The sequence below is a fragment of the Promicromonospora sp. NPDC052451 genome (assembly GCF_044547525.1).
Classification (GTDB): Bacteria; Actinomycetota; Actinomycetes; order Actinomycetales; family Cellulomonadaceae; genus Promicromonospora.
In genome coordinates, this window is the sequence record NZ_JBIUAP010000001.1 from 462,519 (window position 1) to 484,235 (window position 21,717).

The window sequence follows — 21,717 nt, forward strand, 5'->3', positions numbered from 1 at the left end:
GGGAGTAGGATTCCAGGGGTAAACCTTTGCACTCACCAAGCAAAGGACTATCCGAACACCCACCACGGCAAATCGACGCTTCAGGCAGGACAGGTGTGAACGCTCTCCCGGTCGCGAAGACCACGCGTCCCGGCAATGCACAGGCAGGCAAGAACGTCCAGCGGGTGGCGGCGATCATCCCCGCCAAGGACGAGGCCGAGCGCATTGCGGCTACCGTGCGCTCCGCGCGTGCGATCCCGCACGTCGACCTCGTGCTGGTGGTCGACGACGGCTCCGAGGACGACACGCAGCACGTCGCGCGTGCCGCCGGCGCCGTCGTCGTGCGCCACTCCCACAACCGCGGCAAGGCCGCCGCGATGGAGACGGGCGCGGCGGTGGTCGCGATGCGTGACGCCGACGGGCGCCCGCCGCGTCTCCTCATGTTCATCGACGGCGACCTCGGCGACACCGCGGTCAACACCGCACCGCTCGTCCGGCCCGTCCGCGAGGGCGTGGCGGATCTGGCGATCGCGCTGCTGCCCAAGCAGGCGGGTGCCGGCGGCCGTGGCGTCGTGGTGGGCGCGTCGCGACGGGCGATCGAGGCGATGACGGGCTGGAGCCCGTCGCAGCCGTTGTCCGGCATGCGCTGCCTGACCCGCGAGGCGTTCGAGGCGGCCACCCCGCTCGCGCGCGGCTGGGGTGTCGAGACGGGCATGACGATCGACCTGCTGCGCAAGGGGTACGTCGCCGTCGAGGTGCCGTGCGACCTCAAGCACCGGGCCTCCGCGAACGATCTCAAGGGCCAGATCCACCGTGCCGCCCAGTACCGCGACGTCCTGCTGGCCGTGAACGCGCGCAAGATGCGTGGCGCGGTGGACGCGGTGCGGCACGCGGGCTCGAACGTCCGCAGCTGATCGACCCCCAGGACAGCCCCGTACTCTGAGCCCATGGAGTGGCAGGCCTGGCTCGGGATCGTCGCGATCGCCATCGCGGTGCTGGCGCTCTCCGTGGCCGCCGTGGTCTGGACGCAGCAGGCCCGGATGCGCCGTCGTGGTCCCCGCCGCGCGGTGGCGCAGAGCGCGGACGCGGCGCCCCGGCTGGCGGTGGTCGTGAACCCGTCGAAGCAGGGTGCTGCGGGCCTCCAGGTCCAGGTTCGCGCGTACTGCAACGCCCACGGCCTGGCCGAGCCGCTCTGGTACGAGACCACGGTGGACGACCCGGGGCAGGGTCCGGCCCGCCGCGCCCTGGCGGACGGGGCCGACATCGTGGTCGCGGCGGGCGGCGACGGGACCGTGCGGGCCGTCGCCGAGACGATGGTCGACTCGGGCACGCCGATGGGCGTGCTCCCCGTCGGCACGGGCAACCTCCTGGCACGCAACCTCGAGCTCCCGCTGACGGGTGTGGACGAGGCGCTCGACATGATCGTGCACGGCCGCACCCGGGCCATCGACGTCGGCTGGCTGCGCGTGACCGAGTTCGCCGACGAGCCCCGCAACGGCGACCACCCCAACCAGCCGGACCACGAGCCCGACACCGAGCGCCGGCACATCTTCCTCGTCATCGCCGGGCTGGGCTTCGACGCGGCGATGGTCGCCAGCGCCGACGCCGGCCTGAAGAAGCGCGTGGGCTGGGTGGCCTACTTCGTGGCCGGGCTGTCGCACATGCAGGCCCGGCGCATGCGCGCCACCCTCCAGCTCGACGACAGCGCACCCGTGGAGGCCCGCGCCCGCTCGATCATGGTCGGCAACTGCGGCATGCTCCCGGGCGGCGTGACCCTGCTGCCCGACGCCGTGCTCGACGACGGCGTGCTCGACGTCGCGGCCGTCGACGTCCGCGGCGGGGTGTTCGGCTGGGCCCAGCTCACGCTGGAGATCGCGATGCAGGGCGTGGGAGTGCGCAGCGAGCTGCCGGAGAAGCTCGGCCGCATCGACCACACCAAGGCCCGGCGCGCCCGCATCCGCGTCCCGGCGGGCGAGGAGGCCCAGGTGGACGGCGACCCGCTCGGGCGCGCCGTCGAGATCGACGTGCACGTGCAGGCGGGCGCGCTGCTCGTCCGCGCACCGTGACGCCGCGCGCCATTTACCCTGGGCGGGTGAATCCCCGTTCCGCGCGAGCCCTGACCGTGCCCGTACTCCTGGTCATGCTCATGGCGGCCGTGCTGGGACCGGGCGGGTCGGCGGCGTGGGCCGCACCCGTGTCCGCGCCGGTCTCCGTGACGGCGCCGGACCTCGCGGCGGACGAGAAGGCCGAGCCCGCCGCCCCCGTGGTGGTGGTCGGCGTCGCGGGCCTGCGCTGGACCGACGTGTCGCGCAACACCACACCCAACCTCTGGCACATGATCGGCGGCGGCTCCGTCGCGTCCATCAACGTCCGCACCGCGGCGCCCGCGACGTGTCCCCTCGACGCCTGGCTGACGCTGTCCGCGGGCAGCCGGACGGTCTCGGCCGGCAGCGCCGAGCGCGCCGACGCGCCGGACGCCGAGCAGGACGAGCGGTCGCCCGAGGAGCGCGGGGCGACGTCGTGCACCCCGGTGCCCCGGGCACTGGGTACCGGCGGGTGGAAGCCCGCCGCGGCGACGGTGGACGGCTGGGCCGGGCTCCCGGAGCGCGCGGACGACGAGCAGGACGAGGCCGACGCCGCCGAGCAGGCCCCCGCCCCCGGTCTTCTCGGTGGCCTGCTGGACGAGGCCGACGCCTGCTCGACGGCCGTCGGGCCGGGCGCGGCCGTGATGCTGGCCCGGGAGAACGGGACGGTGGACCGGTACGTCCCGTCGCTCGACGCCCTGGTCGAGGGCACGGCGCGGGCCGGCGCCGAGCAGGCGGACGGCGAGGCCGCCGCACCCGGTCCCGCCTGGGGCGAGCTCCTGGCCGAGTGCCCGGTGACCGTGATCGACGCCGGGAGCCTGCCCGAGGGACCGGAACGCGCCGAGGCGCTCGACGCCCTGGACGACACGCTGAGCACCCTGCGCACCGGCCTGCCGTCCGGCACCCGTGTGCTCGTCACGGGCATCGCCGACACCCCGCTCACGCAGCAGGGCCTCCAGGTCGTGGTCGACTGGGTGGTGGACGTCCCCCGCGTGCGGTGGCTGACCTCCGACGCGTCGCGCAGCACCGGGTTCGTCCAGCTCACCGACCTCACGGCGACCGCCGCCGAGGCCGGGGGCGCGCTCCCCGACCCGGCGGCCGAGGAGCCCGGCCTGGCGCCCGTCGTCGAGCAGCAGACGATCGACGGCATGCCCATCGAGGTGGGTGAACCCCGCCGCACGACGGTCGCCCGGACCGTCGAGAACCGCCAGTACATCAACGTGCTGGCCGACACGATCCCCGCGCAGGTCCCGGCCTTCGCGGGCGCGATCGTGCTGTTCCTGCTGGCCGCGGTCCTGGTGCTGGTCCTGCCCCGTCGCACGGGGCGGCCGCGCCGGGAGCCGGGCCCGTACCGCCGGCGCATCGCGCTCGGTGCCGCGCTGCTCGCCGTCTCGGCCCCGGCGGCGGCCAGCCTGGCGACGCTCAGCCGGTGGTGGGTGTGGCCGGCGCCCGAGTTCGGCCTGGCTCTCTCGCTGACGGTGGCCACGGTCGTCGTCGCGCTCACCGTGCGCGGCCTGGCGGGGCTGCTGCCCCCGCTGCCGTGGCGCGACGCCCTGGCGGCGGCGGGTGTCACCTGGCTGGTGTTCACGGTGGACGGGATCACCGGGTTCACGCTGCTGCAGAGGTCCCTGCTGGGGCCGTCCCTCGCGACGGCCGACCGCTTCTACGGGTTCTCCGACGTGGCCTTCGTGCTCTACGCCGTGGCCGGCCTGGTGCTCGCCGCCGGGCTCGCGGCGGCGGTGCTGCGCCGGACCGGAGGCGCGGCCGCCGGGGGCGGCGACCGCCGTCGGCCCGGGCGCCCGGTCTCGACGGCGGTCGCCGTGGTGGCCGTGGTCGCGCTCGTGACGGTGGGCGTGGACGCCGCGCCGTTCCTGGGTGACCGCCCGCGGGGACTGCTCCTGCTCGTGCCGTTCGCGCTGGTCGCCCTGCTCGTGGCCCGCCCCGGGCTGGTGGCCCGCGTCCGCCTGCTGCGTGGCTGGCTGCCGCTGTCCGCGCCCCGGACGGGACCGGGGACCGCTCCGCCGGCCCCCGGTCGTGCGGCGGTGCCCGCCACCGCCGCGTCTGTGCGTGGCGTGCCGTCGGCGGTCCTGGGCCTGTCCGGCGCGCTGCTGCTCAGCCTGCTGTTCGCGGCCGCGCTGCTCCCGGTGCCCGGGGCCGACGCCGCCGGCGAGGAGTCCGGCTCGCTCGCCACGGCCGCGCCGATCGTCCCGCCGGGCGGCAGCCTGGTCGTGATCGGCACCGAGGGACTGCGCTGGACCGACGTGAAACCGTCCCCGGACACCGGTCAGGCCCCCGCGCCGACCCTGTACGGGATGCTCACCGACGGCGCCGACGCCGCGGGCCTCACGCTCCCCAACGGCCGCGCGGCGCGCTGCCCGGACAGCGGCTGGCTCAGCCTCTCGGCCGGCCGGCTCACCGAGATCGCCGACGAGCGCGACGCCGACCGTCACTGGATCTGCGACGACATCACCGTGACGCCGGCGCGAGGCGACAGCCCCGCCGTCGTCGACCAGTGGGACCGCCTCACCGAGCTGCAGCGCGGGTCCGGCTACGCCGCGCACCCCGGTACCCTCGGCGAGGCCCTGGCGGACGAGTGCACGACGGCGGTCGGCCCGGGCGCCGCGGTGGCGCTCGCCGGGCGCGACGGCAGCGTCGGCCGGTACTTCGACCTCGACACGGCGGTGGCCGAAGGGTCGGGCGCGTGGGACTGCCCGATCACGTTCGTGGACGCCGGGTCCGCCCTGCTGGACGTCACGGAGCGCGCCGAGCTGGAGAAGCAGCCCGACGGCCGGGACCAGGTGGAGGCGCTGCGCGCCGACCTCGTCTCCGACGTCGACCTCGCCGTGTGGCGCGTCCTGGACGCGGCTCCCGCGGACACGACCGTGCTGGTCATCGACGTCGCGACCGTGCCGGAGCGCGCGCTGGAGCTGGGGCTCGCCATGATGCGCCCGTCCGCGGCGAACGAGGGCCTGCCCCGCTACCTGGGCAGCACGGCGACCCGCACGGAGGGCGTGGCCCGGCTGATGGACGTCCCGGCCGCGGTGCTCGACGCCGTCGGCGTGGACCGGCCCGCCGCGATCGACCCGACGCCGCTGGTGCGCGCCGGGGAACGGCCCGCCTCGGCCTGGCTCACCGCCGACGAGCTCGCGGACATGACCGCCCGGGACCACGTGCGCCGTGACGCGTACATCTGGCTGGTGGACGTGCCGTTCTGGGTGGGCCTCGCGCTCGCGGCGGTGTGCTGGTGGGTGCCGTACCGGCGCCGAGTGCGCGGCCTGGGGGACGTGCCGTCCGGGTGGCAGCGCGCGGCCGAGGTCTGCGCCACCGCGCTGACCGCGCTCCCGGCCGGCGGTTTCCTGGTGTCCCTCACCGGCTGGTGGCGGTTCGACCTGCCCGTGCTGGCGATCGTGGGCGCCACGGTGCTGGTGACGGCCGCCGTGACGGGGCTGAGCCTGCTCGCGCCGCGCCGTCCGCTCTGGGCGGCACCCGTGGTGGTCGCGGGCATCACGTTCGTGGCGCTCACGATCGACGCCCTGTTCGGGACGCCCCTGAACCGTGCGGCCCCGCTCGGTTCCGCGCCGACGTTCGGCGCGCGCTTCTACGGGTTCGGCAACCCCACGTTCTCGGTCTACGCCGTGGCGGCGATCGCGCTCGCGGCCGCGCTGGCCCAGCTCCTGGTCACACGGGGCCGCCGGGTCCTGGCGACGCTCGCCGTGTCGGTCGTGGGCGTCATCGCCATGGCCGTCGACGTGCTGCCCAACCTGGGCGCCGACCTCGGGGGCGGGCTCGTGCTCGTGCCGGCCTTCGTGGTGGTCGCCACGGCCGCCTCCGGGCTACGGCTCACGTTCTGGCGGTTCACGGGTGTCGCGGCGGCGGGCGTGGGCGTCGTCGCCGTCGTGGGCATCCTCGACTGGTTGCGGCCGCCCGACTCCCGCTCGCACCTCGGGCGGTTCGTCGAGCAGGTGGTCACCGGCGAGGCCGTGTCCACCGTGCTGCGCAAGGCCATGTACGCGCTGGGCTCGATCACCGGCGGGCCCGCGATCTGGGTCACGGTCGTGGTGCTCGTGGTGGTCGGCCTGGCCCTGTTCGGCCCCGTGGCCTGGCGCGAGCGCTGGCTGCCCGCCTGGTACACGCGTGCGCAGGAGCGCTGGGAGTTCTTCCGGCCGGCGCTCGTGGCGATGTGGGTGGTGGCCGTGCTGGGCTCGCTCGTGAACGACTTCGGCCTGCGCATCGCGGTGATCGCGCTCATCCCGGCCGTGCCCCTGGTCACGATGGTCGCGCTGCGCACGAAAACTCTGGCACGGCCCCGATAGGCTCGACCCGTGATCGATCTCCGACTTCTGCGCGACAACCCCGACGTCGTCCGCGCGAGCCAGGTGGCCCGCGGCGACGACCCCGACCTCGTGGACGCGGCGCTGGACGCCGACGCCCGTCGCCGCTCCTCCCTGGCGGAGTTCGAGAACCTGCGCGCGGAGCAGAAGTCCCTGGGCAAGAAGGTGGCGCAGGCCCAGGGGGACGAGAAGCAGGCCCTGCTCGCGCACACCAAGCAGCTCGCGCAGGACGTCAAGAGCCACCAGGCCGCCGCCGCGGAGGCGGAGCAGGAGCTCGACCGTGTGCTGTACGCGATCGCGAACGTGATCGAGGGCGCTCCCGCCGGTGGCGAGGAGGACTACATCGAGCTCAAGCAGGTGGGTACGCGGCGCGACTTCGCGGCCGAGGGCTTCGAGCCCAAGGACCACCTCGAGCTGGGCGAGGGCCTGCGCGCGATCGACACCAAGCGCGGTGCGAAGGTGTCGGGCGCCCGGTTCTACTTCCTCACCGGCATCGGCGCGCGGCTGGAGCTCGCGCTGCTGAACATGGCGATGGACCAGGCGGTGCAGGAGGGCTTCACGCCCATGATCACGCCCACCCTCGTCAAGCCCGAGACCATGCAGGGCACGGGCTTCCTGGGCGCGCACGCCGACGAGATCTACCGCCTGGAGAAGGACGACCTGTACCTGGTCGGCACCTCCGAGGTGGCCCTCGCCGGCTACCACAGCGACGAGATCGTCGACCTCGCGGACGGCCCCCTGCGCTACGCCGGCTGGAGCGCCTGCTACCGCCGTGAGGCCGGCTCGGCGGGCCGCGACACGCGCGGGATCATCCGCGTGCACCAGTTCCACAAGGTCGAGATGTTCAGCTACTGCGCCCCCGAGGACGCCGAGGCCGAGCACCAGCGCCTGCTGGGCTGGGAGGAGGCCATGATGGCCAAGGTCGAGCTGCCCTACCGTGTCATCGACACGGCGGCGGGCGACCTGGGCTCGTCGGCGGCCCGCAAGTTCGACTGCGAGGCCTGGCTGCCCACCCAGGAGCGCTGGCTGGAGCTCACCTCGACGTCGAACTGCACCACGTTCCAGGCCCGCCGCCTGGGCGTGCGCGAGCGCACGGAGGACGGCTCGACCCGCAACGTCGCCACGCTGAACGGCACGCTCGGCACCACCCGCTGGATCGTGGCGATCCTCGAGAACCACCAGCAGGTCGACGGCTCGGTGTACGTCCCGGAGGGGCTGCGTCCGTACCTGGGCGGCCTGGAGGTCCTCGAGCCCGCGAAGTGACGCGCGGCGCGCGGTGATCGGCGGCGTCCGCCGCCGATCACCGGACGTTCCACCGATCACCCGGCCCCGGACGGCTGGTGTTCACAGGTCGGTCGGTAGGGTGCGGGTGTGGCTCGCGACTCCGGAACCAAGCTCATCGCCCTCGACATCGACGGCACCCTCGTCACGTACGACGACGTGCTCTCGGACGCCGCGCGCGACGCCGTCGCCGCCGTCCGGGCGGCCGGGCACCACGTGGTGCTGGCGTCCGGCCGGTCGCTCATCGCGATGACCCCGGTCGCGGCGAAGCTCGGGATCGAGGAGTCCTGGATCGTCGCGTCGAACGGCGCGGTCACGGCCCGCCTCGACCCGCGTGCCGAGACGGGCTACGTGCTGGAACGGGTCGAGACCTTCGACCCGGAGCCGGTGCTCCGCATGCTCAAGGAAGAGCTTCCCCACGCGCGGTACGCGGTCGAGGACGTCGGCATCGGCTTCCGGATGACCGAGCTCTTCCCGGAGGGCGAGCTCGACGGCGAGCACCGCGTGGTCGACTTCGAGGACCTGTGGGCGGGGCAGGTCACCCGCGTGGTGGTGCGCAGCCCGGGCGAGACCAGCGCGGAGTTCCACGAGATCGCCGCACGTCTCGGGTTCGACGACGTCACCTACGCCGTCGGCTGGTCCGCATGGATGGACGTCGCACCACAGGGCGTGACCAAGGCGTCGGGCCTGGAGATGGTGCGTGCGGCGCTCGGCGTGGCGCCGCAGGACACGATCGCGGTGGGCGACGGCAACAACGACGTCGACATGCTGCGCTGGGCGGGGCGCGGCGTGGCCATGGGCCACGCGACCGACCCCGTGAAGGCCGCGGCCGACGAGGTGACGGGCTCGATCGACGACGACGGCGCCGTCGCGGTGCTGCGTTCCCTGCTCTGAGCGACGGTCCGGGGCCGCACTGAGGGCCGCTCCGGGCGGTCCGGGAAGATAACGGTTCGGCTGCGGCAAGAAAAACCGGCGGGTCCACGACGCAGGTCAAAGTTATTCGTGCAAAGGTATGGAACCACGGGCGGATGCCTGTACATTTGGGCGCGATCCGTCGAAGGGTGACGGCGCTCACGGTGCCATGGGGGTACGTGATGATCCTGGACGACCAACCGGTGTCCATGCGAGTGCGCAACGACGCGCCTCATCTGGTCGCCCTCGACATCGACGGGACCCTGTTGGTCACCGGGCAGCGGGTGCCCGAGCCGACGGTGCTGGCGGTGCGGCTCGTCCGCAGCCGCAAGCACCACGTGGTCCTCGCGTCGGGACGGTCGTTGACGGGGATCCTGCCGGTGGCCCGGGAGCTCGGCATCACGGACGGGTGGGTGGTTGCCTCCAACGGTGCGGTGACGGCCCGGCTGTGCGCCACCTGCACCAACGGCTACATGCTGGAGGACGTGCTGACGTTCGACGTCGGGCCGGTGGCCCAGATGGCGCTCAGCCGCTTCCCGGACGTGCAGATCGGCGTCGAGGAGATCGGCGTCGGCTACCGCGTGAACCGGCCCTTCGCACCGCACGAGGTCAACGGGGCGCAGCGGGCGGTCACCACCGAGGAGCTGGGCGAGCTGCCCGCCTCGCGTGCGATCCTCCGCGGCCCGCACGTGCTGGACCTGCTGGACGCGCTGCGCCGGCACGGCGTGACCGCCACCCCCGCCGGGCCCGACTGGATCGACGTGACGCCGCGCCGGCTCAGCAAGGCGACGTCGCTGGAGAGCGTCCGTACGGTGCTCGGCGTCCCGGCGCACAACACGCTGGCCGTGGGCGACGGCCTGAACGACATCGAGATGCTGAGCTGGGCCGCCCGGTCGGTCGCCATGGGGCACGCGCCGGACGAGGTCAAGGCGATCGCCGACGAGACCGTCGGCGACATCACGCAGCACGGCGTGATCCAGGCCCTGAAGACCCTTCTCTGACCAGCCCCGCCGTCAGCGGGCCGTGAGGACGATCGGGTCGCCGTCCGTGATGGCGATCGTGTGCTCCGAGTGCGCGCCGCGCGAGCCGTCCACCGAGCGCAGCGTCCAGCCGTCGGGGTCGGTGAAGATCTCGTCAGTGGTCTCCAGGAACCACGGTTCGACGGCGATGACCAGGCCCGGCTTGAGCGGGAACCCGCGGCCCGCGCGCCCGTTGTTCGGCACGTGCGGGTCGCCGTGCATGGTGCGGCCCACGCCGTGCCCGCCGAAGTCGGTGTTGATCGAGTACCCGGCGGCGTGCGCGACCTCGGCGATGGCGGCGGAGATGTCGCCGATCTTCTTGCCCGGGCGCGCGGCGGCGATGCCGGCCTCGAGTGCGACCTCGGTGGTGCGGATCAGCGTGGCGTCGGCCTCGGCGCGGCCCGGCGCCGGGTTGCCCACCACGAACGACAGCGCGGAGTCGGACACCCAGCCGTTGACGGACGCGGCGAAGTCGATCGACAGCAGGTCACCGTCCTGCAGCGCGTAGTCGTACGGGAGGCCGTGCAGCACGGCGTCGTTCACGGAGGTGCACAGGGTCTTGCCGAACGGCATGGCGCCGAAGGACGGGTGGTAGTCGATGTAGCACGACTCCGCGCCGCGGTCGCGGATCATCTTGTGCGCGACCTCGTCGAGCTCGAGCAGGTTCACACCCACGCCGGCGGCCTCCCGGACGGCGAGGAGCACGTCCGCGACGAAGCGTCCCGCCGGGCGCATCTCCTCGATCTCGCGCGGCGTCCTCAGCTCGATCATGTCCGTCCTTCCGTCGGTGCACCAGGGTCCTGGCGGGCACAAGCCTACGTCCCGCCGCCGACGGTCAGCCGATTCGTTGCACCGAGCCGACCAGGGGATTCACCCGGCTTGAGCGGCCCGGGTGATTGAAACGGTTTCGTAATGCAAGCCGGTGCTGTATGGGCTTGCATTGGATCGTAAACCACGGTTGCGTTGACGAAGGGCAACCTGGCAGTCTGCCGGGCCGTACCCGCATGTCAGAGGGTTCTGAGCCCACGAAGCAGTGGAGGAGCACGAGATGACTATCCGGAAGGCTTCCAAGCGCCGGGCGATCGCCGTCGCGGCGACCGGCGCGAGCCTGGCCCTGATCCTGTCGGCGTGTGCCGACACCGATGACGGCGGCGGTGACGGTGGTGGCGGCGGCGAGGCGGCCAGCTACGAGATCGACTGCAGCGCGTTCGACGAGTTCGGTGACCTCGACGGCAAGACCGTCACCGTCTACACGACCATCGTCGAGCCCGAAGCCGAGACCCAGACGGCGTCCTACGAGCCGTTCGAGGAGTGCACCGGCGTGACGGTCGAGTACGAGGCGTCGCGCGAGATGGAGGCGCAGCTCCCGACGCGTGTCCAGGCGGGCAACCCGCCGGACATCGCCATCCTGCCGCAGCCGGGTCTGCTCCAGTCCCTGGTGCGCGACTACGACGCCGTCCTGCCGGCCCCCGAGCAGGTCGAGGCGAACGTCGACGAGGGCTGGGCCCCGGAGTGGAAGGAGTACGGCACGGTCGACGGCACGTTCTACGCCGCGCCGCTGGGCTCCAACGTGAAGTCGTTCGTCTGGTACTCGCCCTCCATGTTCGAGGAGGCCGGCTACGAGGTGCCGACCACCTGGGACGAGATGCTCGAGCTCACCGCCACCATCGCCGAGAACAACGAGGGCGCCACGCGCCCCTGGTGCGCGGGCGTGGAGTCCGGTGACGCCTCCGGCTGGCCGGGCACCGACTGGATCGAGGACAACGTGCTCCGCACCGCGGGCCCGGACGTCTACGACCAGTGGTACACCCACGAGATCCCCTTCAACGACCCGCAGATCGTCGAGGCGTGGGACGCCGCCGGCGAGATCCTCAAGAACCCGGACTACGTGAACGGCGGCCTGGGCGGCGTCGACTCGATCGCCACGGCGACCTGGACCGACGCGGGCTACCCGATCCTGGACGGCAACTGCTGGATGCACCGTGCCGCGAACTTCTACGCGACGCAGTGGCCCGAGGGCACCGAGGTGGCGCCCGACGGCGACGTCTACGCCTTCTACCTGCCGGCCATGACCGAGGACGAGAAGCCGACCCTGGTGGCCGGCGAGTTCATCGGCGCGTTCGCCGACCGTCCCGAGGTCGTCGCCTTCCAGACCTACCTGTCGAGCGCGGACTGGGCCAACGCCAAGGCGGCGGCCACCCCGGCCGGCGGCTGGGTGAGCGCCAACAAGGGTCTCGACCCGGAGCTCCTGGCCACGGACTTCGACAAGCTCTCCGCGGAGATCCTGGCCGACGAGGCCACGGTGGCCCGGTTCGACGCGTCCGACCTGATGCCGGCTGCCGTCGGCACGGACACGTTCTGGAGCGGCATCATCGAGTGGTTCGCCAGCGACCAGAGCAGCGAGGAAGTCACCACCGCCATCGAGAACTCCTGGCCGTCGAACTGACGGTCGGCCCTCGAGCATGACGCGCGGAGGCGTGGGACCACGAGTCCCACGCCTCCGCCGTCCTAGGCTGGGGGCCGGCCCAGTCAAGGGAGACCGGACCAGGACAGCGACAGGAGAGAGCCATGGATTGGCTGTTGCACGCGGGGGACGATCCCACGCACAAGTTCTTGCTGATGCTCATCGCGATCGTGCTGTTCGTCGCGATCATGGGCATCATCCTCTTCGTGGTCGACCGACCACGGAACCCGGCCCGCTGGTTCGTCGGCTTCGGCTTCGTGGGGGCGGCCCTGCTGCTGCTCCTGATCGGCCTGGTCTACCCGGCGATCCGGACCATCATCAACTCGGCCATGAACCGCAACAGCACCGAGTTCGTGGGGTTCGACAACTACGTGCGGGCCTTCACCGAGCCACAGTTCCTCGTGGTGCTCGGCAACACCGCGCTGTGGGTGCTCGTCGCGCCGCTGGTGGCCACCTTCTTCGGTCTCGCGTACGCCTACCTGGTCGACAAGAGCCGGTTCGAGTCCATCGCCAAGGGCCTCGTGTTCCTGCCGATGGCCATCTCGATGGTGGGCGCCTCGATCATCTGGAAGTTCGTCTACGAGTACAAGCCCGCCGGCGTGGACCAGACGGGTCTGCTCAACCAGTTCATCGTGTGGCTCGGCGGTGAGCCCCAGCAGTTCCTGATCGGCCGCCCCCTGAACACGTTCCTCATCATGGTGGTGTTCATCTGGATCCAGGCGGGCTTCGCCATGACGCTGCTGTCGGCGTCGATCAAGGCGATCCCCGACGACATCGTCGAGGCCGCGCGGCTCGACGGCGTCTCCGGGTTCGGCATGTTCTGGCGCATCACGATCCCGAGCATCCGGCCCGCCCTGGTCGTGGTGCTCACCACCATCGCGATGACCACGCTCAAGACCTTCGACATCGTGCGCACGATGACGGCGGGCGACTTCGGCACCTCGATCGTGGCCCTGGAGTTCTACAACCAGCGGTTCCGGCAGGGTGACGCCGGACTGAGCGCCGCGCTGGCCGTGATCCTGTTCGTCATCGTCATCCCGGTGATCATCTACAACGTGCGCCAGCAGCGCCTGTCGGAGGAGGTCCGATGAGCACCGTGAAGGCAGACGCCCCCGCGACCGAGGTGCCCCGGTCGGCGTCGGGCATGGGCAACCGCGCCCGCAAGGCGCGCAAGGCGCTGTCGAGCCCGTGGGCGAGCACGCTCGCCATCGTCATCGCGGTCCTGTGGACCGTGCCGACGGTCGGTCTGCTGGTCACCTCGTTCCGGCCCGAGCTCGACGTGCGGCAGAGCGGCTGGTGGACGGTCTTCGGCGACGCCCTCGCGGGCGAGGGCGTGTTCTCGCTGCGCAACTACGAGACGGCGCTGTTCGACGGTTCGACCGACCTGGCCACCTACTTCGTCAACTCGTTCGTGGTCACGCTGCCGGCGGTGTTCATCCCGATCACGGTCGCGCTGCTGGCCGCCTACGGGTTCGCCTGGGTGGACTTCAAGGGGCGCGACTTCCTGTTCATCGCGGTGTTCGCGCTGCAGATCGTGCCCATCCAGATCACGCTGGTGCCCCTGCTCACGGCCTACGTGGACATCGGCATCAACGGCACGTTCTGGGCCATCTGGCTGTCGCACTCGATCTTCGCCCTGCCGCTGGCGATCTTCCTGCTGCACAACTTCATGAAGGACATCCCGAGCTCGCTGGTCGAGGCGGCCCGCATGGACGGCGCCGGCCACGTGCAGGTGTTCTTCCGGGTGGTGCTGCCGCTGCTCACCCCGGCGATCGCGGCCTTCGGCATCTTCCAGTTCCTCTGGGTGTGGAACGACCTGCTGGTCGCCCTGGTCATGGGCAACCTGCGGACGTTCCCGCTCACCGTGCGCGTGGCCGAGCTCGCGGGCTCCCGCGGCGGTGACTGGCACGTGCTGTCCGCGGGCGCGTTCATCTCGCTGATCGTCCCGCTCATCGTGTTCCTGTCGCTGCAGCGCTACTTCGTGCGCGGGCTCCTGGCGGGCGCGGTCAAGGGCTGATCCTCCCGTACCGCCCGCCACCACGAGGCCCGGGCCGCCCCGCTCCAGCGACGTCGGAGCGGGGCGACCCGGGCCTCGTGGTGCCTAGGCCGCCGACTCGCGGGACAGCAGGGCCTCCTTGACCGGCAGGCCGTACCGGAACCCGCCCAGCGAGCCGTCCGTGCGCAGGATGCGGTGGCACGGCACGAACAGGGCCGCGGCATTCATGGCGCACGCCCCCGCGGCGGCGCGCACCGCGGCGGGCCGCCCGGCACGGGCCGCGTACTCGCTGTAGGTCAGGCGCTCACCCGCCTTCACCTCGCGCAGCACGTCCCACGCGTGCGTCCGGAACGGCCCGCTCGCCTGGCGCACCGGAACCCGCCCGGGCGCCCCGTGGTCGCCGTCGTAGTAGGCGCGGACGGCGTCCGCGGCCTCGGCGAGCACACCGTCCGTGGCCGACGACGGCGCCGGGCGGCTGCCGTCCACGGGCCGCAGCGTGGGGTGCACCAGGGCGAGGAGCGAGTCCAGGTCGTCGGTCCAGCCCGCGGCGAGCACGGCCGCAGGGTCCGGTCCCGGGACGTCGTCCGGCGCCGGGACCGGCGACACGATGATGCTGAACGGGCCGTCGGGGGTGGTCAGGGTTGTCGCGTCCATCGATCTACCTTCCGTTCGAGGTGCCGGACCCGCGGTGCCGCGTCGGTCCGGCCGGTCATGCGGAGCGCCAGAGATGCATGGCGGCGTACGAGCGCCAGGGCGCCCATGCCGCGCCGCGCCGGGCGAGCTCCTTGAACTGCTGCGGTCGCGGGTCCGCCGCGGACACCAGGCCGAGGGCGCGCGCCCCGGCGAGCAGGGCGACGTCGCCGTCCATGAGCACGTCCGGGTCGCCGAGCACCCGCAGCGCCACGTAGCCGGCCGTCCACGGACCGATCCCGGGCCGGGAGACGAGGCGTCGGCGCAGGTCGTCCGGGTCGTCACCCACGCTGAGGGTCAGGGTGCCGTCCGCGAGGTCCCGGGTCGCCGCGACCACCGTGGCCAGGGTCCGGGCCGGCAGCCGGAGGTAGGTCTCTGCGGCGGTCGGAGCGGCTGCGCCGCCCGGTCCGGTTCCGGTGGTCGTGCGGGCGCGCACCTCGTCGATCCTGGGCGGGCCTGCGATCTGGCCCGGCGTGGGGAACAGCCGGGTGAGCCCGGTGAACGCCGACTCGTACGGCGTCCCGGCCCCCACCGTGAGCCGCGTCAGGTGCGTGCGCGCGGCGGCGACGCTGATCTGCTGGCCCACGATCGCGCGGACCAGCAGCTCCGCGGGGTCGAGCGTGCCGGGAACGCGGATCCCGGGTGTCGCGGCGGCCGACGGCGCGAGCACCGGGTCGGCGGCCAGCGCGGAGTCGACGGCGACCGGGTCGGCGTCGAGGTCGAGCAGCCGCCGCACGCGGGCCACCGCGACCGGGGCGTCCGCCAGGTCGGCCAGCTCCAGGTCCAGCTCCACCCGCCCGGCGCCGGGGTGCGGGACCCGCACCTCCAACGCACCGGGCCCGTGCGGCAGCAGCACGGTGCGGGCGTACCGCAGGGTGCCGTCCAGGTGGGCCGACTCCACCCCGTCGATCGCACGGGCCGCGAGAAACTCCAGCACGCCGCGCGCGTCGAAGGGTTCGCGTACCGGCAGCGTGAGCGAGATCCGCACGGGCTCGCTGCCGGCGCCGCCCACCGCAGGTTCGGTCGCCTGCCCCGACATCGGTCGCCCGGTTGACCGATCTCGAGGCAGACGACCGGTCTCGGCGGCTGATCCGGGGGTGGCCCCAGGTCCCCGGGATGGGGTGGGGCGGGGCAGGCGGCGGGAGCGGGCACGGAGCTCCGACGGCGTGGTGCCGAACACCTCGGACACGGTGTCGTTGAACTGCCGGATCGACCCGAAGCCGGCGGCGAAGGCGACGTCGGCCAGGCGCAGGGACGTGCCGACCAGGAGGGCCCGCGCGGTCTGCGCGCGCTGGGCCCGGGCCAGGGCCAGGGGTCCCGCGCCGAGCTCGCCCACCAGCAGCCGGTGGAGCTGACGCTCCGAGTAGCCCAGCCGCGTGGCCAGCCCGGACACGCCCTCCCGGTCCACCACGCCGTCGGCGACCAGGCGCATCGCGCGGCCCGTGAGGTCGCGCCGCAGGTCCCAGGCGGGTGTGCCGGGGGCGGCCTCGGGCAGGCACCGCTTGCACGCGCGGAAGCCGGCCTCGTGCGCCGCCGCCGACGTGAGGTAGAAGGACACGTTCTCCGCCTTGGGCGTGCGCGCGGGGCACGAGGGCCGGCAGTAGATTCCGGTGGTGCGCACCGCCGTGTAGAACTGGCCGTCGAAGCGGGAGTCGCGCGCGGCGATGGCGCGGTAGCGCTCGGCGAACGCGGGATCGCGGGTGTCGACGTCGGTCATGACCCCCATCCTGCGCCCCGCCCGGACGCTCCGGCTAGCGGGATTCGGACACGGCAGTGAGCGCCGTCAGCCGCGCGTCGAGGCCGGCCCGGACCTCGGGCCACGCGTCGGACAGGATGGAGAAGTAGAGGGTGTCGCCCTCGGAGCCGTCGGGCGCCACGCGGTGTGCGCGCAGCCTGCCCTCCTCCTGGGCGCCCAGCTTGAGGATCGCGGCTCGGGAGCGGGTGTTGCGGGCGTCGCAGCGCAGGGCGACCCGGCGCAGCCCGAGGTCCTCGAAGGCGTGCCGCAGCAGCATCAGCTTGCACGCCGGGTTGGTCACCCCGGCCCACCAGTCGCGGCCGTAGAACGTGGAGCCGATCTCGACGCGGCGCTGCCCGGGGTTGAGCTCGTAGAAGCGGGTGGACCCACGCACCTCGCCGTCGGGCCCGAGCACCGCGAACGCGAGGTGGTCGGGGGCCGCGACGGCGGCGTCCACGAACGCCTCCATCGCCGGGGTGGTGTCCGGGAGCGGGATGGTCATGCCGGCCCAGAGCCGGTCGTCGACGAGCCCGGCAAGGGCGGGCGCGTGCTCCCGCGTCAGCGGGACGAGGCGGACTCCGTGGGCGGAGAGGCGGAGATCGTGCTGCATGGCGCTATCGGACCACACACCCGGTCCCCCGCGCGGCCCCGTCCCATGCCCGGCGGCCCCCCCGAGGTCGACCCCGGCGGCTCCCGCCGAGGTCGGCACTTGGCCTCGAGGTCGGCACAGGCCTGTGCCGACCTCGAGGCAGAGTGCCGACCTCGAGCACCGAGGCGGTGCTCACCGCAGGTCGCGGAGGTAGGCCGCCGCGCCGCCGTACCCGGCGGTGCGGCGTTCGTCCAGGGTCGCGATGATCAGCAGCACCCCGCCGGCCGCCGCGAGCGTGAGCATCCACGGCACGGCGGAGATCTCCGTGCCGAGCTGGGACACGAACACGATCAGCACCTCGACCGGCAGCACCCACACGCCCAGCAGGAACGGCGCGGCGAGCCGGCGCCGGGACCCGACGAGCACCCCGGTCAGCGCCACGGCCACCACGAGCACGGCCCGCCACGTCTGCGGGTCGGTGAAGGTGGCGAGCACCGACGGGCCGAGCAGCGCAGCGATGCCCGGCGCCAGGAGCGCCCACGAGCCGGTCCAGTCGACGGGCCAGCCGACCAGGGTGGGCCGCCGGCTGTGCACACCGCCCGGCCCGGCGACCCGCGTGCGGGCCTCCCACTCACCGAGCGCGAAGCAGCCCGCCACCACGAGCCCCACCCCGAGGGGCAGGGAGAACACCTCGACCCGGAGCTCGCGCGGGCTCCAGGCCGCGATCGCCGCGGCCAGCGCGGCCACCCAGACCGCCCAGGCCGGGACACCGGTGCTCAGCCCGCGCAGGAGCCGGCGGGCCACGAGCACCAGCGTGACCAGCAGCGCCACCTCCAGCGTCCAGAGCGTGATGATCGCGCCCCAGTGCGGTTCAGTGTTGGCCACCGCTCCCGCCGTGAGGAGCAGCAGGGCGGGCACGTGGCCGCCCGCGTCGATCGCCCGTCGCAGGCGGCCCGACGGCGCCCCCGACCGCGCCCCGGTCGTCGCGACCAGCGCGAGCCCGCCCGCCGCGCAGGCCCAGGCGAGGCCGGTCGCGAAGCGTGCCCCGGCCGTGTCCAGCCCGGAGGCCGCGACCTGCAGGGACTCCACGGCCAGACCCACGGCGGTCAGGAGGGCCGCCCCGGCCAGCAGCGTCCGGGCGCGCGCGGACCAGAGCTCGGACACGAGCGGCCGGCGCCGCAGGGCCACGATCGTGAGCGTCACGACCACCCCGGCCGCCAGCAGTGCCCGGGCGCGCGGGTCGCCCGCGTCGTCCGCGAGGGCGAGCGTGAGGACGCTGGGCACGACCGCGAGCACGAGCCCCGCGGCGGCGAGCCGCCAGCTGTGCTCCCACCGGGCGGCCCCGTCCCCGGAGCGCGCCGCCCGCCGGGCCAGCAGCCCGCCGACCAGCACCGCCGTCACCGCCGGCGGCAGGGTGTAGGCCTCGACGAGCCGGACGCCGCCGTCGGCCAGCGCGGTCCAGACCGCCGCCGTGGCGAGGGTGCCGGCGAGCCACCAGACGCGGGTCCGGTCGGGTTCGCGCGCCACCACGCCCGCGCCGATCGCGAGGAGCAGCAGCACCGCCACCGCGATGTCCGGACCGGCCGACGGCCGCCCGTAGGCCAGACCGACGGTGACGGCCCCGGTGACGACGGCGCTCAGCTCGAGCACGCCGCGCACCCGGCGTCCGGCGCCCGCGCCGTCGGGCACGCGGCTCGTGAGGAAGCCTGCGACCCGCGGTGCGCCGCCCGCGACCACCGCGACGACCGTCGCGATCACCGGGAGCAGGACCGGCGAGCCGCTGCCGGGCACCAGCATCGCCCCGGCGCTCACGATCGCCACCGCGGCGGTGGGCAGCACGAGGCCCGCGGCGAGCACCCGCACGACCGGGGCCAGGCCGGACCGCCGCGTGAGCAGCAGCACCAGCTCCAGGAGGAGCATCGCGACCGCGCTCCCGGCGGACCACCACGTGCGCTCGGCGACCACCGTGAGCACGCCGAGCACGAAGGGCACGCCCGTGACCCCGAGCACGGCGAGCCACTCGCCGCGCGTGACCCGTACGGCGGTCACCGCAGCGGCCGTCAGCGAGGCGGCGGCCGACACGGTGCACACGGCCGCGACCTGGTCCAGCCCGAGCCACCCGAGCCACACACCGCCCACCACCAGGGCGTACGCGTACGCGCCACCCACGAGCCCCGGGCGCGCCGCCGCCGGCAGGGCGCCGCGCGCGGCCAGCACGAGCGGGACGACGACGACCGTCGCGGCGAGCACCGTCGGCCGGCTCTGCCACGAGCCGAGCGTGAGCAGGACCAGCGCGGCACAGGCGCCGGACACGGCCGCACGTCGCCAGGCCGGCGCCTCGGACGCTCCGACGGGTGCGCCGCCGACCCGGGGCAGGAGCACGGACGCACGTCGCAGGCCGGCGACAGCCGAACGCACGGCGACGACGGCGGGGCGCAGCACCGGCCACGCCCGATCCGGCCGCGTGGCGGCGGCGAGCAGCAGCGCGGCGGCGACGGCGAGCAGCACGAGCGACGCCGCGCCGTCGATCCCGGGGTGCAGGAACGCGACGAGGACCAGCAGGAGCGTGGTCCAGGGGGCCAGGGCGCGAGCGCTCCGTACGACGGCGGGGACACGGCCGGGCGCGGCGCCCGCCGCCGGTCCCAGCCGGGAGGCGGTCAGCACCAGCACGGTGAGCACGACCAGTCCCAGCAGGCTCGGCCCGGCGAGTCCGGCGGCGAGGAAGCCACCGCCCAGCGGGCCGGCGTCCAGGCGTGGTGCGGGGTCCGCCTCCAGCGCCACGAGCAGCACCCCGACCAGCCGCGGCCACGCGGCCCAGGCGGCGGGAACCGCCGCGAGCACCGCGACGAGCCAGGACGCGAGCAGCAGGTCGGCGCGCGTCCGCGCGCCGGGCACGACCGGGCGTGCGCGCACCGCGACCAGGACCGCCAGGACGACGACGAGCGCCGCCCAGGCCACTCCGGCGGCGGCGGGCAGGATCCACAGGAGGCCGGCCCCGTCGCCGGTCGCGAGGAACAGCGCGGGGGCGGTGCCGAGCGCACCGGCCGTGAAGGTCCACCAGCGGCGGTGGGTGCCCCGCCGGAGCACCGCGGCGACGACGGCCGTGACGGCGAGCAGCACGGCGGTCGCTGCGTCGCCCGGCAGGGCCGCGAGCACGGCGGACGGGGGCACCAGCAGGGCGGCACCGACCGCCACCGCGACCGCCAGGACTTGTGTCGCCTCGAGCAGCAGCAGCTCCGTGCGCAGCGCCGAGCCGACGCGCGGTCCGGTGGTCCGCGCCGCCGCAGGCCCCGCCAGCGTGGCCAGCCCCACGAGGAGCGCACCGGCGCCCACGGCCCAGGCGAGGTCCACCGTGGCGGGCAGCGCCAGCGCCGCGGGGAACGCGGTGATCGGGGCCGTGACCAGGCCGGTCGTGACCCACGCCCGCACGCGCAGCACGTGACCGAGCACGACCGCCCCGACCGACACCGCTGCCCACCACGCGGCGAACCACAGCGCGGCGAGGCCGGGCACGTCCGCGACGGCGTACAGCGCGGCGGGCACGGCCACGGTGCGGACCACGCCCAGCAGCCGCGTCTCCCACCGGGCCGCTCCCAGGCCGAGGCGCTCGGCCACCCGGCCCTGTACGACGGTGCCGGCGTGCGCGATCAGCGCCACGGCGCCGACAGCGGGGATCCAGGCCCAGGTGAGGCGGTCGCCACCGGTCAGGCCGGCGGCGAGCAGCAGCGGCACCAACGGTGCGGAGAGCGTCCCGGCAGCCGTCCACGAGCGGATCCGCAGCCGCCCACCGACCGCCACGAGCGCCGGGGCGACCAGCGCGAGCAGCCCCGCCCGGGCGAGGTGCGCGGTGGCGCCCTCGACCGCCCCGGCCTGCAGGCCCAGCTCGGCGCACACCCAGGTCAGCGCGACGGCGAGGGTGGCGACCGCCTCGGCGGACGACCGCAGGCCGGCCCGGCGCATCACCGCCGCCGCCACCACGGCGGCCGCGGTGACCAGCAGGGTTGCGACCGTGCGGAGCACGAGCTGGTCGGCGAGCGTGAAGAAGACGAACACCACGGCCGAGACCGCCAGGAGCGCGGCGCCCACCCCCGCGAGGATCGGCTGGAGGGCCACGGCGCGCCGGGGCGCGGACGGCGTCGTGCCGCTCGCCGGGGAGGCTCCGGCCGTGCCCAGGGTGGCGTCCGTCGGGCCGGCGCCCGGGCCGCCGTGCGGGAAATCAGCCAGGGTGCCCGCCGGGACGCCCGCCGCGCCGGGCACGGTCCTGGCCGCCGCGCCGCCCGCCACCCCGGCCGCCGCGCCGCCCGCCGCGCCGTAGTCCGCCTCGGCCGCCGTGCCCCGGACGGCCTCGGACGCCGTCCCACCCCGGGCCGGCGCCCCGCCGTCGGCCCGCCGGGCGAACCGCGCGGCGGCGGGCTGCTCGGCCCGCATCTCGTCGAGGATCCGCTGGCGGTCCCGGATCGCCCGCTCGGCGGCGAGCGACGCCGTGTACAGCTCGATCCCGCGCGGGCCGCGGAGGTCGAGCGCGCAGTGCCCGCACAGGCCGCTGTCCAGGAGGGTGCCGCACGCGGGGCAGGTGCGGGTGTCGGGCAGGCGCCGTAGCGCGTGACTGACCCACGTCTCTTCCATGAGCGAAAGCC

At 74.4% G+C, this 21,717-nt stretch carries 14 protein-coding genes; 9 read left to right on the plus strand and 5 right to left on the minus strand.

Annotated elements, in window-relative coordinates:
* Window positions 1–95: 95 nt before the first annotated feature.
* From ACIG47_RS02010 to ACIG47_RS02035, 6 genes are all read left to right on the plus strand, one after another.
* Window positions 96–893 (plus strand): glycosyltransferase, encoded by a 798-nt coding sequence (locus tag ACIG47_RS02010; protein WP_142032120.1) that lies wholly within the window; start codon window positions 96–98, stop codon window positions 891–893.
* A 33-nt stretch (window positions 894–926) separates the two neighbouring features.
* Window positions 927–2,045, plus strand: a complete 1,119-nt coding sequence (locus tag ACIG47_RS02015) for a diacylglycerol/lipid kinase family protein (protein WP_397416367.1) — start codon at window positions 927–929, stop codon at window positions 2,043–2,045.
* A gap of 26 nt (window positions 2,046–2,071) precedes the next feature.
* A complete protein-coding gene (locus ACIG47_RS02020; protein WP_397429389.1) occupies window positions 2,072–6,376 on the plus strand; it encodes a hypothetical protein in 4,305 nt (1,434 codons plus the stop codon).
* 9 nt (window positions 6,377–6,385) lie between these two features.
* Window positions 6,386–7,657 carry a serine--tRNA ligase gene (gene serS, locus ACIG47_RS02025; protein ID WP_397429390.1) on the plus strand — a complete coding sequence of 424 codons (1,272 nt, stop codon included), beginning with the start codon at window positions 6,386–6,388 and terminating at the stop codon, window positions 7,655–7,657.
* Between the two features lie 108 nt (window positions 7,658–7,765).
* On the plus strand, window positions 7,766–8,569 hold the full coding sequence (locus tag ACIG47_RS02030) for an HAD family hydrolase (RefSeq protein WP_397429391.1): 804 nt from the start codon (window positions 7,766–7,768) through the stop codon (window positions 8,567–8,569).
* Window positions 8,570–8,736: 167 nt separating this feature from the next.
* Window positions 8,737–9,588 carry an HAD family hydrolase gene (locus ACIG47_RS02035; RefSeq protein WP_397429392.1) on the plus strand — a complete coding sequence of 284 codons (852 nt, stop codon included), beginning with the start codon at window positions 8,737–8,739 and terminating at the stop codon, window positions 9,586–9,588.
* Between the two features lie 12 nt (window positions 9,589–9,600).
* Here the strand turns inward: ACIG47_RS02035 and map are convergent, their stop codons facing one another.
* Entirely contained in the window at window positions 9,601–10,377 is a 777-nt protein-coding gene (map, locus tag ACIG47_RS02040) for a type I methionyl aminopeptidase (protein ID WP_397416378.1), read from the minus strand.
* 277 nt (window positions 10,378–10,654) lie between these two features.
* Here map and ACIG47_RS02045 point away from each other — a divergent pair, with 277 nt between their 5' ends.
* The 3 genes from ACIG47_RS02045 to ACIG47_RS02055 all read left to right on the plus strand — a co-directional run bounded on the left by ACIG47_RS02045 (window position 10,655) and on the right by ACIG47_RS02055 (window position 14,087).
* Window positions 10,655–12,052: an ABC transporter substrate-binding protein gene (locus tag ACIG47_RS02045; RefSeq protein ID WP_397429393.1), complete on the plus strand. Its 1,398-nt coding sequence runs from the start codon at window positions 10,655–10,657 to the stop codon at window positions 12,050–12,052.
* 122 nt (window positions 12,053–12,174) lie between these two features.
* Window positions 12,175–13,161, plus strand: a complete 987-nt coding sequence (locus tag ACIG47_RS02050) for a carbohydrate ABC transporter permease (protein ID WP_397429394.1) — start codon at window positions 12,175–12,177, stop codon at window positions 13,159–13,161.
* A complete protein-coding gene (locus ACIG47_RS02055) occupies window positions 13,158–14,087 on the plus strand; it encodes a carbohydrate ABC transporter permease (protein ID WP_397416384.1) in 930 nt (309 codons plus the stop codon). The genes ACIG47_RS02050 and ACIG47_RS02055 overlap by 4 nt, the downstream gene beginning before the upstream one ends.
* An 84-nt stretch (window positions 14,088–14,171) precedes the next feature.
* Here the strand turns inward: ACIG47_RS02055 and ACIG47_RS02060 are convergent, their stop codons facing one another.
* The 4 genes from ACIG47_RS02060 to ACIG47_RS02075 form a co-directional block, all read right to left on the minus strand.
* Window positions 14,172–14,720, minus strand: coding sequence for a methylated-DNA--[protein]-cysteine S-methyltransferase (locus ACIG47_RS02060; protein WP_397429395.1), 549 nt, complete (start codon window positions 14,718–14,720; stop codon window positions 14,172–14,174).
* A gap of 55 nt (window positions 14,721–14,775) precedes the next feature.
* On the minus strand, window positions 14,776–16,473 hold the full coding sequence (locus ACIG47_RS02065) for an AlkA N-terminal domain-containing protein (RefSeq protein ID WP_397429396.1): 1,698 nt from the start codon (window positions 16,471–16,473) through the stop codon (window positions 14,776–14,778).
* 34 nt (window positions 16,474–16,507) lie between these two features.
* A complete protein-coding gene (locus ACIG47_RS02070) occupies window positions 16,508–17,101 on the minus strand; it encodes a GNAT family N-acetyltransferase (RefSeq protein WP_397429397.1) in 594 nt (197 codons plus the stop codon).
* A gap of 171 nt (window positions 17,102–17,272) precedes the next feature.
* A complete protein-coding gene (locus ACIG47_RS02075; RefSeq protein WP_397429398.1) occupies window positions 17,273–21,706 on the minus strand; it encodes an SCO7613 C-terminal domain-containing membrane protein in 4,434 nt (1,477 codons plus the stop codon).
* Window positions 21,707–21,717: the final 11 nt, after the last annotated feature.